Source organism: Nocardia sp. NPDC049737 (genome assembly GCF_040674755.1).
In the GTDB taxonomy this organism is placed as follows: Bacteria; Actinomycetota; Actinomycetes; order Mycobacteriales; family Mycobacteriaceae; genus Nocardia.
This window is the reverse complement of sequence record NZ_JBFANH010000015.1, coordinates 112,286-125,438: the sequence shown is the minus strand read 5'-3', so window position 1 is coordinate 125,438 and position 13,153 is coordinate 112,286. Positions and strand designations below refer to the sequence as shown.

General features: G+C 66.6%; 12 protein-coding genes. 6 read left to right on the top strand and 6 right to left on the bottom strand.

The genetic code is table 11. The annotated features are described in order from the left end of the window. Window positions 1-3 precede the first annotated feature (3 nt). A complete protein-coding gene (locus AB0J47_RS21140; RefSeq protein ID WP_364348205.1) occupies window positions 4-795 on the top strand; it encodes an SCO1664 family protein in 792 nt (263 codons plus the stop codon). A 79-nt stretch (window positions 796-874) separates the two neighbouring features. On the opposite strand, the gene AB0J47_RS21135 is transcribed toward AB0J47_RS21140, so the two are convergent. After that, a complete protein-coding gene (locus AB0J47_RS21135; RefSeq protein WP_364348475.1) occupies window positions 875-1,723 on the bottom strand; it encodes an LLM class flavin-dependent oxidoreductase in 849 nt (282 codons plus the stop codon). A gap of 263 nt (window positions 1,724-1,986) precedes the next feature. Here AB0J47_RS21135 and mshC point away from each other — a divergent pair, with 263 nt between their 5' ends. Beyond that, window positions 1,987-3,225, top strand: a complete 1,239-nt coding sequence (gene mshC / locus AB0J47_RS21130) for a cysteine--1-D-myo-inosityl 2-amino-2-deoxy-alpha-D-glucopyranoside ligase (protein WP_364348202.1) — start codon at window positions 1,987-1,989, stop codon at window positions 3,223-3,225. 67 nt (window positions 3,226-3,292) lie between these two features. On the opposite strand, the gene AB0J47_RS21125 is transcribed toward mshC, so the two are convergent. Then, on the bottom strand, window positions 3,293-3,889 hold the full coding sequence (locus AB0J47_RS21125) for a hypothetical protein (protein ID WP_364348199.1): 597 nt from the start codon (window positions 3,887-3,889) through the stop codon (window positions 3,293-3,295). A 235-nt stretch (window positions 3,890-4,124) separates the two neighbouring features. Here AB0J47_RS21125 and AB0J47_RS21120 point away from each other — a divergent pair, with 235 nt between their 5' ends. Further along, window positions 4,125-5,162, top strand: a complete 1,038-nt coding sequence (locus AB0J47_RS21120) for an MBL fold metallo-hydrolase (RefSeq protein WP_364348196.1) — start codon at window positions 4,125-4,127, stop codon at window positions 5,160-5,162. Between the two features lie 98 nt (window positions 5,163-5,260). Here the strand turns inward: AB0J47_RS21120 and AB0J47_RS21115 are convergent, their stop codons facing one another. Continuing rightward, window positions 5,261-5,923 (bottom strand): TetR/AcrR family transcriptional regulator, encoded by a 663-nt coding sequence (locus AB0J47_RS21115; protein WP_364348193.1) that lies wholly within the window; start codon window positions 5,921-5,923, stop codon window positions 5,261-5,263. Between the two features lie 116 nt (window positions 5,924-6,039). Here AB0J47_RS21115 and AB0J47_RS21110 point away from each other — a divergent pair, with 116 nt between their 5' ends. After that, window positions 6,040-7,461, top strand: a complete 1,422-nt coding sequence (locus AB0J47_RS21110) for a cytochrome P450 (protein WP_364348190.1) — start codon at window positions 6,040-6,042, stop codon at window positions 7,459-7,461. Beyond that, entirely contained in the window at window positions 7,458-7,649 is a 192-nt protein-coding gene (locus AB0J47_RS21105; RefSeq protein WP_364348187.1) for a ferredoxin, read from the top strand. The genes AB0J47_RS21110 and AB0J47_RS21105 overlap by 4 nt, the downstream gene beginning before the upstream one ends. Before the next feature lie 67 nt (window positions 7,650-7,716). Here AB0J47_RS21105 and fadD11 read toward each other — a convergent pair whose 3' ends face one another. From fadD11 to AB0J47_RS21090, 3 genes are all read right to left on the bottom strand, one after another. Next, window positions 7,717-9,531, bottom strand: a complete 1,815-nt coding sequence (gene fadD11, locus AB0J47_RS21100; RefSeq protein WP_364348184.1) for a fatty acid--CoA ligase FadD11 — start codon at window positions 9,529-9,531, stop codon at window positions 7,717-7,719. Window positions 9,532-9,641: 110 nt separating this feature from the next. Further along, window positions 9,642-10,796, bottom strand: a complete 1,155-nt coding sequence (locus AB0J47_RS21095; protein ID WP_364348181.1) for a class I SAM-dependent methyltransferase — start codon at window positions 10,794-10,796, stop codon at window positions 9,642-9,644. A gap of 283 nt (window positions 10,797-11,079) precedes the next feature. Beyond that, the gene (locus AB0J47_RS21090; RefSeq protein WP_364348178.1) at window positions 11,080-12,249 is read right to left on the bottom strand and encodes a lipase family protein; all 1,170 of its coding nucleotides are present in this window, start codon (window positions 12,247-12,249) and stop codon (window positions 11,080-11,082) included. Between the two features lie 179 nt (window positions 12,250-12,428). Here AB0J47_RS21090 and AB0J47_RS21085 point away from each other — a divergent pair, with 179 nt between their 5' ends. Next, window positions 12,429-13,142: a dienelactone hydrolase family protein gene (locus tag AB0J47_RS21085; protein WP_364348175.1), complete on the top strand. Its 714-nt coding sequence runs from the start codon at window positions 12,429-12,431 to the stop codon at window positions 13,140-13,142. Window positions 13,143-13,153 lie beyond the last annotated feature (11 nt).

The following is a 13,153-nucleotide window of genomic DNA, read 5'->3' as shown; positions in this document are numbered from 1 at the left end:
TCCGTGGCCGAGCCTCGGTGGCACACCGCGGAATTGACGGTGATCGGGCGGGTGACGACCGCGAGCAATGTCACCCTCGTCTGCGATGCGGATGGCTTCGACGGCGTTCGCGTGGTCTACAAGCCGGTGCGCGGGGAGCGGCCGCTGTGGGATTTCCCGGACGGCACCCTGGCCGGGCGTGAGGTGGCCTCCTATCGGGTGTCGGATGCCCTCGGATGGGGTGTCATTCCGGAGACGATTCTGCGCGATGGCCCCTACGGGCCGGGCATGGTGCAGCGGTGGGTGGAGTCGGTGGACAACCACACCGATCAGGGCGACCGGCTGGATCTGGTGGATCTGGTGCCGTTGGGTGCGGTGCCGGACGGGTTCTGCGAGGTGCTGCGCGCCCAGGATGCGGCGGGTAACGAGGTGTCGCTGATCCATGCCGACGATCCACGGTTGCAGCGGATGGCGGTGCTCGATGTGTTGCTCAACAATGCCGACCGCAAGGGCGGGCACGCGTTGGAAGGTACCGACGGGCAGGTCTACGGTGTCGACCACGGTATCTGCCTGCACACCGAGCACAAGTTGCGCACGGTGCTGTGGGGGTGGGCGGGCAAACCCATCTGTGACGGGTTGATGGCCGATATCGCCGCCTTCGCCAAGGAGCTACCCGGCACGCTCGCCGATGATCTCGCACCGCATCTCACCGATGCCGAGATCGAGGCGCTCGCCGACCGTGCGCGGGAGTTGCTGGACGATCCGGTGATGCCGATGCCGAGGACCTCGCGACCGATTCCGTGGCCCGCGTTCTGAGTCGTGCGCTGCCTGCGATAGCGGACGGCGCCGTGTTGCGAACACTGTGGTCGCGCCGGCCGACGGGGTCGTACCGCGCTCAGCTCAGTAGCGGGCGGACCTCGGCCCCGGCGAAGCGGACGAATCCGACCAGGTCGGGATCGTCGTCGGCGGGTTCGAGGACGACGGTGTCCGCTCCTGCCTCGGCGTAGCGGCGGACGGCTTCCGCGATGGCATGTGCGTCGCCCGCGACGCCTGCCTCGGGCGGGTGCTCACCGGAGTTGCGCTGCTGGGCCGCGGTCAGGCGTTCGACCGCGTCCGGGCCGGTGGCGGTGAGCAGGTTGACGATGACGCGATGCGGTTCGGTGCGTTGGACTTTCGCGCGGCCTTCCTCGATACGCGCTCGGGCGGCGCGGACGCCGTCTGGGGTGGTTCGTGAGGTGAGGATGGTGGCGTCGGCTAGTTCACCGGACAGTCGCAGGGTCTGCGGGCCGGTCGCGGCGGCGGTGAGCGGTGGGGGCGTGCTGGGCGGCCAGGCCAGGGCGACATTGTCCAGGCGCACGTATCGGCCTGCGGCACTGACCTTTTCACCGTTCAGCAGCCCGCGCAGCGCACCCAACTGTTCGCGCAGCAGCGTCATCGGCGACTCGACCCGCGCACCGATCTGTCCCATCCAGTCCTGCACTCCGTGCCCGAAACCCGGAATCACCCGGCCCGGATGCAGCCGCAGCAGCGCCGCTACTTCCATTGCCGTGAGCGCCACGTTCCGCAGTGGTACCGGCATCACCCCGATCCCGACACGCACCCGCTCGGTCCGCGCCAACACCGTTGCGGCGGTGGCGATCCCACCGGACCAGAAGCAATCCTCCCACAACCAGAGTTCTTCGAGACCACCGTCCTCGGCCGCGGCCGCCACCGCGAGCAAACGTTCCGGGGAAACCTGGGGCATCGACACCGCACCGAGAACAGTCACCCGTCCAACCTAGCGCGGTCCCACTCGGCCCCGGTCGAATTCGGGCGCACGGTGCTCGCAGCAAACTCATCGACAGTGACCTACGCCACTCGCGGCAATTCGATCCGCCGGACGGCAAACATTGACATCCGACTTTTGCGACATAGGGGCAGGTCAGCTCCGGGGTGGTTGCCATACAACCTACCGTTGCGAGCAGGGTGCGGCGCAATGGCCGCCACCACACCTTTACCCTCGTAATCATGCAGTCCTGGTCCGATACCGCCCTACCGACAATTCCCGGCGCAGGGCCACCGTTGCGGTTGTACGACACCGCCGACCGGCAGGTTCGCCCGGTGACCCCGGGCCCCACGGCCACTATGTACGTCTGCGGGATCACCCCCTATGACGCCACCCATCTCGGGCATGCCGCCACCTACCTGACCTTCGACCTGGTCAACAGGTTGTGGCGCGATGCGGGCCATGAGGTGCACTACGTGCAGAACGTCACCGACGTCGACGACCCGCTGTTCGAGCGCGCGGCCCGTGACGGTGTGGACTGGCGCGATCTGGGCACCCGAGAGATCAATCTGTTCCGCGAGGACATGACTGCCCTGCGCATCGTGCCGCCGCGCGACTACATCGGCGCCGTGGAATCGGTCGACGAGGTCATCGAATTCGTGCAGAAGCTGCTGGCCTCCGGCGCGGCCTACACCGTCGACGACGCCGAATATCCCGACATCTATTTCCGCGCCGACGCCACCGAACAGTTCGGCTACGAATCCGGCTACGACCGCGCAACCATGGAGCGTCTGTTTGCCGAGCGCGGCGGCGACCCGGACCGTCCCGGCAAGCGCGACACCATCGACGCGCTGCTGTGGCGCGCCGCGCGTCCCGACGAGCCGTCGTGGCCGGCGCCGTTCGGTGCGGGGCGACCCGGCTGGCATATCGAGTGTGCGGCGATCGCGCTCAATCGCGTCGGGCCCGAATTCGATATCCAGGGCGGCGGCAGCGACTTGATCTACCCGCACCACGAATACTCCGCCGCACACGCCGAGGCGCTGATCGCGGGCCGCCGCTTCGCCCGCCACTACGTGCACGCCGGCCTCATCGGCTTGGACGGCGAGAAGATGTCCAAATCGCGCGGCAACTTGGTTCTCGTCTCGAAGCTGCGCGCCGCGGGCGTCGACCCCGCCGCCATCCGCCTAGGCCTGCTCGACGGTCACTATCGCCAGGACCGCATGTGGACCGACACCGTCCTCGCCCACGCCACCGCCCGCCTGGACCTGTGGCGCCGAGCCACCGCCCTCACCTGCGGCCCCGCCGCCGAAGACACCGTCGCCCGCCTGCGCCAGCACCTTGCCGACGACCTCGACACACCGAAGGCCCTTGCCGCCGTGGACAACTGGGCCAACCAGGCCCTGAACTACGCAGGTCAGGACCGCGAAGCCCCGGCCCTCATCTCCACCGCCGTGGACGCGCTGCTGGGCGTGCAGTTGTAGTCCGAATCGGTGTAGCGCAGGTTTGCGAACATGAATCGCGCTGCCCGAGGGGAATTCTGTGCAACACCTACCACGGAAGTAGGTCGGTCACGGCGGGGAGGTCCTTTCCGTCGAGAACCATGTCGACGGTCAGTGCCGACGCCAGCGCCATGCTGGCGAGGGGTTCGGGCAACGGCCGGGTTCTCGCCATGGTGAAATGGCCACGGACCGTCGCGACCTCGTTGTCGGTCTCGTCCCGAATCGACCACGTGGTGATCCGGAGCATGCCGTTGCCGTTCATGCCGCCGACCCGTTGCCCTGCGCCGGAGACGAACGAAAACCGCTTCTGGCCCCAAACCTTTTCCTGCACAGCCTTTCCGATGTACTCACCATCGGGTCCGTGCACGATCAGCGTGTTCTTGAAAACCTTGCGGGGACGGGTCACGGCGAGGACACGAGCGCTGAATTCGTCCCGGATCTCCAGGCGGCGTGTGAAGGGGCCGTCGATCCGCAAGAGCAGAAGACGAGCGAACATTTTCCCACGACCCTCGCCGCTCTCGGAAACCGCGCCGATCCGCGCGCCATTCTGGTCGTATATGTCATGCGTCGCAGCCAGATCGAGGATTGTGACGGTCCGGTCGAAAATGAGGGCGGGTGCTGTGTAGAGCGGCTGATGCTGTCGCATGTCGAACACCTCTCCGTCCTGGGCGGGCGCTCCTTCGGTTCCTCGAGCCGATGACAGACTCCTCGTCGATATTGTCCTCAGTTGATGATCCGGTCGCGCGCGTACCGAAATGTTCGGTCCGGATCAGCGCGGGATCGGGGTGTGGGTTGTTCGGGGAGGTGATCCGTGATGTTGTACACGGGTGTGTGGGATTCATCCTCGGGGTTTGGTGGGACGGTGGGCTGCGCTCGGTAGTGTGATCGGCGCTCGTGCGGCGGGGCGGTTGCAGGCCTCGGCGGCGCAGGCGGATCCGCGGACGGTGGCGGCGCGGGTGCGGTTTTTCGGGGCCGATGTCGTGGATCCGGATACCGGTGCGGTACGTGCGGATCGGGTGGTGTTGTCCTGGGTAGGGTGCACGACCTATGCGTTCGCCGTGGCCGGGTCGGTGTTTCTGCTGGATGCGTGGGTGCCGCGGCTGACGAGCACCGGTTATGTGCCCGCGACGGCGCAGGATCTGGCGGATCTGGCGCCGGAGGCGATCTTCATCGGGCATGGGCACTTCGATCATGCCGCTGATGCGGGGCGGGTCGCCGAGGCGTCGGGGGCAGTCGTGTACGGAACCGCCGAGCACGGCGTGAATATCCGCGCGCAGGTGGCGGATTCGACATTCCGGACGGTCGCGCTCGGGGATGGGACGTCGCTGCCAGGGGAACGGCACGAGTTCAGTGTGGGACCGGTCGAGGTCACCGCTATCCGTCACGTGCACTCCGCGCCCACCGCTCCCGAGCGGCCCGGCGGGTCGGCGCCGTTCTTCCCGCTACCGGAGCTGGGCGCGCTGGTGCGGCATCCACCGACGCTGGCCGGTGTTCTGCAGAGTGCGGCGCGCCTGAACGATCCGGAGGGCGGTAGCCTGCTCTACCAATTCCGCATTCCCGGATTCTCGCTGGTCTGGCACGATTCCTCCGGTCCGCTCACGGAAAAGGCCCCGCAGGTCTTCGACGTCTTCGCCGACCTGCCACCCACTGACGTCCAGATCGGCGCGGTCCAGGGCTTCAACCAGATCACCAACGGTCTTCGCGATCCCCGCCGCTACATCGAGGCCATCCGCCCCGAATTGTTCGTCCCCACCCACCACGACAACTGGTTTCCCGGCCTGACCGCCTCCGCCGCCACCTACGACATCCGACTGCGCGGCGAACTGTCGCGCATCCCCACCGACCACCGACCGAACCTGCGCCCTCTGCACGACCCGCTCGACTACGTCAACCCCCACCGCCTGACCTTCCCGCTGTAACCCCAACTCCCACAGCGACTTACGACTGTTCGCCCGATCTGCGAGGGCCATTCGTCCGAACCTTCTGCCGCACAGATTCCTCCAGACGGCAGGGCCGTTCAGAGGGCTGGTTTGGGTGGGAGGCGGGCTGCCATGGTCGCGAGGTTGTCGGCGAAGGTGAGAACGAATTCGACGCAGAGGTCGATGAGTTCGTCGCGGGTGACGTCGATGCCGCCGTCGAGCCAGGCCAGGATCAGTTCGGCGGCGCCTCCGGTGATCATCAGCGAGACCGCGCGCACCAGGGTGTCGCTGCCCGGCGGCGGGTCGAGCAGGGCACGTTCCTGATCGGCGACGACGTCGGCGATGGTGCGCATGGCGGCGGCGCGGCGGCGCATCAGGGTATCGCTGCCGTGGGCTTCGGCGAAGGCGATGCGGGCGCGGCGGGGGTCGTCGATGACGGAGGTGACGATGGCGGTTACCGCCGCGCGCGTTTTCGCCGCAATCCCCTCCGGTGCCGCGGCAAGCGCGTCGAGGGAACTGCGGACAGCGGTATCGATGATCTCGTCGTGCACCGCGGCGGCCAAGGCGTCGAGATCCGGGAAGCTTTCGTAGAAGAAGCGTGGGCCGACCTTGGCCTGTTCGCAGACTCCGCGCACCGTGGTGGTCGCCCAGCCCTGGGTGCCGATGATGTCCAGGGCAGCGTCCATCAGGCGACGGCGGCGTTCCTCGCGCCGCTGCTCGGCGGAGGCGCCGCGGTAGATCCCGGTCGCTGCCCGTGTCACAGGCTCAGTATGCCGCAGGCAAATCAGGAAACAATCGTTTACGGAAACCATTGATTCCTGTATGGTGTGGATCACATGATTTTCGCAAGGTTGCGAGAGGACGCATGATGTCGACGATGGGCCGACGGGCAAAGTACGCCGCATCCGCGCTGGCCGAGCGCTATCCGACACGGACCCGAGCCCTCGCCGAACCACCCGTCGGTAGCCAATTGCGGCCGATACTAGGCGATTACGGCTTACCGGTGATCGGGCACGCCCTCCCAGCCATGACGGACAACCTCGATTTCGCTCGGCGGCGTTTCGAGAAATACGGTCCCGTGCAGTGGTCGGGACTGCTCGGGCGTCAGGTCGTGATGGTGGTGAGCCCGGAGGCGATCGAGGAGGTGCTCGCGGACCGGGACAAGGTGTACTCCGCCAAGGGCGGCTACGACTTCTTCATCGGCCCGTTCTTCCGTGGCGGCATCCTGCTGCGCGATTTCGACGAGCATCGCTACCACCGGCGCATCCTGCAGCAGGCCTTCACCCGGCAGCGGCTGGTCGGCTACCTCGACATCACCACACCGGCGATCGCCCGCGGCATGGACGACTGGGTGCCCGCCAACGAGTTTCAGCTCTTCCCGGCAACGAAACACCTGCTGCTACGCATGGCATCGGAGGTTTTCATGGGCGCACGCCTCGGCCCCGAGGCAGCGCGGCTCGAACGTGCGTTCATCGATGCGGTGCGCGGCGGACAGGCGTTGGTGCGCACCAATCTGCCCGGCGGTGTGTGGGCGAAGGGCTTGCGCGGGCGCAAGGTACTCGAGGACTACTGCCGCCGGGAAATGCCCGCCCGGCGCGCCGGTACCGGTGATGACCTGTTCAGCGTGCTGTGCCACACCGCCAGCGACGAGGGCCACACCTTCACCGATCAGGACATCGTCGACCACCTGATCTTCGTCCTGATGGCCGCACACGACACCAGCACCATCGCACTGGCGATGATGGGCTATCAACTCGGTCTGCACCCCGAATGGCAGGACCGGCTGCGCGCCGAATCGCAAGCGCTGGGCAAGGATTGGCTCGATTACGACGATCTGGACCGGCTGCCCGCTCTGGATCTGGTGTTCAAGGAGATCCTGCGGATGTACTCCCCGGTCGGCCAGCAGATCCGGGAGACGGTGCGCGACACCTCGATTCAAGGCCACTTCCTCCCTGCGGGCACCATCGTCGTCATCGGCTCGCATTCGGCGATGCGCATCGACCGCTGGTGGCGTGACCCGGATGTCTTCGATCCGGAGCGATTCACCGCCGAACGCCACGAGGACAAATCCCATCGCTACGTCTGGGCGCCCTTCGGCGGCGGAGCCCACAAATGCATCGGCCTGTACTTCGGCGGTATGACCGTCAAGGCGATCATGCATCGCATGCTGTTGCACTACCAATGGTCGGTACCCGCCGGATATGCGCCGCCGATGGGTTGGGCGACCGGCCCCATCCCACTCGACGGCCTCCCGATCCAACTGCAAGCCGCACGCGTCGAAACACGGCGGCCCGCATGAAAATCACTGCCGACCGAACCCGCTGCCAAGGCCACGCCATGTGCGAAGCCCTCCTTCCGCACATCTTCCAGGTCGACGACTCCGGCAAAGTCCGCATCCTCACCACCCCCATCCCCACCCGCGACCACCCCGACGCCCAACTCGCCATCGACACCTGCCCCGTCGAAGCCCTCCGCGCCGAGGCGTGAGAACGTGCTGGCGGCCAGGCACTCTCGACGTTCGCCGCCACCGTGACATGGTGATCGCTTGTCCGGGTCAGACCTCGGAGGGGACTTGGGTGGCGGGTTCGTGGGTGGTGGCGGATAGGGTTGGGGTGTAGAGGGTTTCGATTTCGGCGGCGTATTTGGTCGCGATGGGCTTGCGGCGCAGTTTCATGGTGAGGGTGATTTCGTCACCGCCGGGCTCCCAGAAGGTGGGCAGGATGGTGAAGCGTTTGATCTGTTCCACTCGGGACAGTTTCGCGTTGCCCGCGGCGATACCCTGGGCGATTTCGGCGATGACGCCGGGGTCAGCAGCCAAGGCGGTGGCGGAGGCGTCGGGCAGACCTCGTTGGGCCGCATAGGGTGTCGCGGATTCGGCGTCGAGCACGATCAGGGCGGTGTTGTAGGGACGGGCGTCGCCGATGGTGACGATCGAGCCGACCAGTGGGGTGGCGGCCTTGATGGTGTTCTCGATATTGGCCGGGGACATGTTCTTTCCCGCCGCGTTGATGATGAGTTCCTTCTTGCGGTCGACTACGCGCAGGTAGCCGTCCGCGTCGCGGGTCAGGATATCGCCGGTGTGTAGCCAGCCGTCGACGTCGACGGTATCGGCGGTCTTGCCCGGATCCTTGCGGTAGCGCTTCATGACGAGCGGTCCGCGGACCAGGAATTCGCCGTCGTCGGCGATTTTGGCCTCCGAACCGGGCAGCATACGTCCGACGGTGCCCAGGCGCGCCTGGGCGGGTGGGCTGGCGCTGGCCACACAGGTCAGTTCGGACATACCCCAGATCTCGCAGATGGGGATGCCAAGGCCGCAGAAGAAGCCGAGAGTCTGCGGCGGTATCGGCGCGGCGCCCGACATCGCCCACTTCACCTGGTCCAGGCCGAGTTCGGCGCGCAGCTTCGACAGCACCGACTGGTCGGCCTCGGCCCATTCGGCGGCCAACTCCGCATCGACGGTCCCGCCCTCCAGCAGCACGGCGGCCTTGCGTGCGGCCACACCGAGTGCCCATTGCAGTGCGGCCCTTGTGGTTTCGTCGGGTTCATTGGCGACCGAGAATTCGACCGCGGCCTTGAACTTCTCCCACACCCGCGGCACCGCACCCCAAATCGTCGGGCGCGCATCCCGCAACGCCGCCGGCAGTTGGTCGCGGTCGGGCACGACGGTGATCTGGATGCCGTAGTACTCCTGTAGATATAGCGCGGTGAACCGGTCGGCCATGTGAGCGGTCGGCAGGTAGGAGGTCTGCCGGTCGCCGAATTCCACGGGGAGGACGGCGTTGAAGGCATGCGCCTCGGCGGTCAGGTTGGCGTGGGTGATCTCGACACCCTTGGGATTTCCGGTGGTGCCGGAGGTGTAGACCAGCGTCGCGATATCGTCGGCCCGCACCGACCGCCACGTTGCCTCGAAGTCGAAATCGTTGCGGCCCTTGGCCTTCAGTTCCGCGAGGCTGATCGTTGCGGCGTGCTCGGCATCCATGCACACGATGGTCTCGATCTGGGCACCGCAGGTGCGCACCCGCTCGACGTACTGTTCCTCACAGATCACCACCCGATTGCCCGCATTGCCGAACACATAGTTCAGCTGCTCGGGCGCGAGGGTGTTGTACACCGAGAACGAGGTCGCGCCGGTGTGCTGCGCGCCCACCTCGATCGGATAGAACTCGACCCGATTGGCCATCATCAGCGCGACGGTATCCCCGCGCCCGATGCCGAGCGCATGCAGTCCCGCCGCGATATGGCGAACCTGCTCGGCGTACTCCCGCCAGGTCAACGCGTGCCCGCCACCAATGGAGCGCACCGCGATCGCCTCGGGATCGATCGCCGCCACCCGCTGGAAGGCGGCACAGGAGGTATTCGGTTCGGTCATCGCACACCACAATCACTACGCCCACATTTTTCTTCCCGACCGTAAGTTGCCACCCGATCCCGCGTGCCGTTTTCACCGGATTTCGCGGGATGGACCCGCCACCGACAGGATCAGCCAGTGGCTTTGACGAATTCCGGCTGCTGGCACGGTATCTGGGTGGCCAGGCGCCACAGGGAGGTGACTTCTGCGGCTCGGGCTGCGTGCAGCGGGTCCGTGGTGTCGCGAGATCGGGAGTGGCGGGGCCTGGTGTCGATGCGGTCGATGAGGTGCAGGCCTGCCGAGTCGATGGCGGTGAGAAGTTCGGTGCGGGTACGCAGGCCGAGGCGTTCGGCCAGATCGGATAGGACCAGCCAGGCCTCACCGCCGGGTTCGAGGTGCGCGGGGAGTTCGCTCAAGAAGGCGCTGAGCATGGCGCTGTCCGGGTCGTAGACACCCTGTTCGACGGCGGAGGTCGGACGGACCGGGAGCCACGGTGGATTGCAGACGATCAGGTGTGCGCGGCCGCCGGGGTACAGGCCGGGGCCCTGGACATCGATACGGTTCGTGAGACCGAGGCGGTCGATATTGTCGCGGGCGCAGGCGAGTGCGCGCGGATTGATATCGGTGGCGACGATGTGGTCGACGCCGCGGCGGGCCAGCACGGCCGCGAGCACGCCGGTTCCGGTTCCGAGATCGAAGGCGGTGTGGTGTTCGACCGGTAACGGCGCCTTCGCGACCAGATCGATGTATTCGCCGCGTACAGGGGAGAACACCCCGTAGTGCGGGTGGATCCGCGCGCCGAGGGCAGCTACCGGGACACCATTTTCGCGCCACTCGTGCGCCCCGATCGCGCCGAGTAGTTCGGTCAACGCGATTACCATCGGCTCGCGCGCGGAGCCATAGGCCTCGGTGCACGCCTGCCGCACATCGGGTGCGCGCCGCAATGCCAGCGAATGGTCCGGCTCCAACTGCACGAGCAGCCGGCCCAACACCCGAGCCCGCTGCCCACGCGCCCGCCGATACAGGTGAAAGGATTCGGTCGGGTCCGCGCCCGCCGGTGGGGGTTTGCGGTCGATGCGGCGGCTCAATGCCCGCAACAGCTGGCGCGCGTTGTGGAAATCGCCGCGCCACAGCAGCGCCGTGCCCTGGCAGGCCAGGCGGTAGGCGGTATCTGCGCGCATTCGGTCATCGGCGATGGTGACGTGCGCGGGCGCTGTCGCCGCGCTTTCGGAATACCACTGTGCGCTGTGGTCGGTGTCTGCTTCGGTCCAGTGAATGGTCGACATGGGGTGCTCCTCGTGATCGGACGTGCGATGGCACGGCGAGCACTTCGACGAGGAGCGGTAGAACGGCCTGAGTCAGCGGGGCTGTAAGGACGGACTAGCGGTTCCGCGTCGAAGCGCGAGCACCGAAGTCGCCGAGGACCATACCGAGCGTCATGAGCAGCCCTCTCCCTGAGTCGACACCTCAAGATTCGCACATGAGCCGCCGCTGCTACGCACCGGGTCCGTACTAGGGGTCACCGAAGTCGAATCTGCTCTCGGGTGCCGGAAATGTCGCACGACGCGGTTAGGCGAGGCCCATCCACTTGTCGATCCGATCGATCGCCCCGGGGGTGAACGCACAGGTGACGTGGTCGCACGGCAGCAAGGTCAGAGACACGTCCACCCCGGCGCTCTTCCACTGCTGCTGTAGCGCCTGTGCGCCGGCGGCCGGAATCCATTCGTCGAAGAGCCCGTGCCACAGGTAGATCGGCATCGTCGGGGTCAGGCCACCGGCTTTGGTTTCGCGGTAGATCCGCTGGACGACTTCGGTCGGGTATGGGTCGACCTTGGTCAATGTCCGCAGCGCGACCGGCACAGCACCGAGCAGGGCGGCGCTCGAGCAGAGGTTCTTGTTCTCCTGCGCGGTCCGTACTCCGATGTCGTTGAGCAGGTCGAACGCTTCGGGCGTGGCTCGGGCGACCCCGAGCGCCGCCATCAGATACAGCGCCCCGGCGGGTGGTTTCCCGTCCATCGTCTTGCGCAGCAGGCTCAGGTCGGCGGGTGTGCCACCGGCGGCGGCGCCGAGGATCCGCAGTTCGGGGGCATAGGTTGGCTGCAGCTGTGCCGCCCATACGGTGGCGATGGCGCCGCCGCTGTAGCCGATCATCGTGGTCGCACTGCCTGCCAGTCCGGCCGCTGGAAACTGTAGTGCGGCACGGATTCCGTCGAGCACTTCGCGTGCCTGGGTGGGCCCGTGCGCATAGGCCATCTTGGGGCCTTGATAGTCGGTCATCACGACCGCGTAACCGTGGCCGAGTAGTTGGCGGGTGATATCGGGCGCTTCGATGGAGACCGAGTGGGTCAGTTGGTAGGACGGATTGCATTGCAGCCCGACACTGTCGATCGCGTAGTTGTTGCTGACGACGCGGCCGTTCCAGGTCTTCGGTTTCATGATCGTGGTGATCGCGGCGATCGAACTGCCGTTGGCGGCAGTGGATTTGAACCACACCTGCCAGGCGGCGAAGTCGTTGGTGGCGGCCAGCGGCGGCAGAATCTGCACCGACCGCGATGCCAGGATCGCACCGTTGGGCAGACCGTCGGTATTGAAATGCTGATCGAGGTAGGCGTCGCCGGTCGGGTCGGGATCGAATTCGGCGTAGTCACCGCTGTCGGCCGCGACAAGTGCCGAGGCCGCGAACATGGTGAGCGCGAGGGTGGTCGCGACGCAGAGGGCGCGCCGCGGCAGCCGAAACATGAACATGTCGCCTTTCGCTCGAACAACGCGCTGACCGGGGACACCGCGTCCGGCAGAGGTTAAACCAGCCCAGGCCGCGGCACCGGCATTTCACGTTCAAACGCCGAAATTCGCATCGCACAACCGGGCTCGCCACGCGATAGCTGTACACGTCTGGGACAGTGGCCTACATTGCTGGCATGAACACCATCGAGCTCGACACACCGGACGGCGCTGTCGAGGCGATTCTGGCCCGCCCGACCGGGAACGGTCCGTGGCCCGGTGTCGTGGTGCTGCACGACGGTGTCGGCTTCGGCCAGGATATCCGCGGCAATGTCGAAATGCTGGCCGACTACGGCTATCTCACGATTGCCCCGAATCTGTTCGCCAATGGCCGGGTGCGCTGTATCCGTGCGGTGATGCGGTCGCTGATCTTCACCGGCGCGAGTCCGACGATCCGGGAGATCCTCGCCGCCCGCGACCGACTGGTCGTCGATCCCGATTGCACCGGCAAGACCGCCGTTATCGGCTTCTGTATGGGCGGTGGCTTCGCATTGCTCACCGCGCCAATGGGTTTCGACGCGTCCGCACCGTTCTATCCGGGCCTCTATGGCGACTACCGCGCCCAGCTCGAGGGTGCATGCCCGGTGGTGGCCAGCTACGCCCAGCGCGATCCCTCGCTGGTCGGTGCCGGCCGCAAGCTCGATCGTGCGCTGACCGATCTCGGCGTCGAGCACGACATCAAGACCTATCCGGGCACCATGCACGGCTTCGCGAACGTCTTCGGCATCGACCCGGTCCTGCGCGTCGCCGGCCTCGGCTACGACGCGCAAGCTACCCGCGATGCCTGGCACCGCATCTTCGCGTTCTTCGACAAGCACCTGACGGATACACCGGCCAGCGGATCCGAGTAGTGCAACCCGCT